We start from the raw sequence: 1,105 nt of genomic DNA on the forward strand, positions 1-1,105 counted from the left end.
TTCGGCCTGGCGTTTCCACACATCCGAGGAGAACGCACCGCCGCTGCGCCAGCGCGTCGAGGTCAATCAGGTGGGGGCCTTGCTGCAGATGGTGCGGCGACATGCCGGCATCGCGCTGCTGCCGCTGTACGCGGTCAGCGACGACCTCGCCGACGGCACTCTGGTCGAGGTCCTGCCCGGCACGCTGCGGATGGACGAGCACGGGCTCTATGCCATTTATCTGCCCAATCGCTACGGATCGCCCAAGCTGCGCGCCTTCGTGGACTTCCTGGAGGCGCACATGCGCGAGCATGCCGCGGCCTGGGAGCAGGCCGCGGAGGAGACGTGATCAGGCCTTCTTCAGGATATTGACCACGAACAGCAGCACGATGGCGCCGATGGTCGCCGTCACCAGGCCGCCGGCGGAGACGCCGACCGACTGGAACAGGAAGCCGCCGACCACGGAGCCGAGGATGCCGACGACGATATTGCCGATCAGCCCGAAGCCGCCGCCTTTCATGATCAGGCCGGCCAGCCAGCCGGCGATGGCGCCTATCAGCAGAAACCAGATCACACTCATGGATGTCGCTCCTTGTGGTTGTCCACGCCGAAGGTAGCATTCCCGGCCCCGGCAGGGCCAACCCCCTGCGTCCGCCGCCGCCCCGTGGCAGCTGACCTGATGCTACAGTCCCGTCCATGCCATGTCCGCCGAGATCGACCATGCCCGCCGAGCTGTTCTCCCTGCCGTCCGCGCCCGGCTACAGCGTGCCGGTACGCTGGTTTCCCGCCGATGGCGATGCCGCCGTGCTGCTCATGCCCGCCCTCGGCGTGGCCGCGCGCTTCTACGACACGCTGGCGGAATCGCTGCGGCAGCAGGGGCTGGCAGTGCTGGTGATGGAGCAGCGCGGCCATGGCGACAGCGCCGTGCGTGCCTCTCGGCGCCAGGACCACGGCTTCCGCGAGGCCCTGGCGGAGGACATTCCCGCCCTGCTCGACTGGCTGCACACCCGGGCACCGGGCTGCCGTACCCTGCTCATGGGCCACAGCCTCGGCGGCCACTACGCGGCCATCACCGCCGGGCGCCTGCCGGCGCGGGTCGACGGCGTGATCCTGGCAGCCTGCGGCA

General features: G+C 69.4%; 3 protein-coding genes. 2 read left to right on the forward strand and 1 reads right to left on the reverse strand.

The window, feature by feature from the left end; translation table 11 throughout:
- The coding region (locus tag C5O18_RS10100; protein ID WP_241146822.1) for a LysR substrate-binding domain-containing protein at positions 1-328 on the forward strand (328 nt) is incomplete at its 5' end.
- Here C5O18_RS10100 and C5O18_RS10105 read toward each other — a convergent pair.
- Positions 329-559: a GlsB/YeaQ/YmgE family stress response membrane protein gene (locus C5O18_RS10105; RefSeq protein WP_105193493.1), complete on the reverse strand. Its 231-nt coding sequence runs from the start codon at positions 557-559 to the stop codon at positions 329-331.
- A 140-nt stretch (positions 560-699) separates the two neighbouring features.
- Between C5O18_RS10105 and C5O18_RS10110 the strand changes: the two genes are divergently transcribed.
- Positions 700-1,105, forward strand: a 406-nt coding sequence (locus C5O18_RS10110) for an alpha/beta fold hydrolase (protein ID WP_158249341.1), incomplete at its 3' end; no start/stop codon positions are given.

The organism is Amnimonas aquatica (assembly GCF_002943415.1).
Lineage (GTDB): Bacteria > Pseudomonadota > Gammaproteobacteria > Pseudomonadales > Moraxellaceae > Perlucidibaca > Perlucidibaca aquatica_A.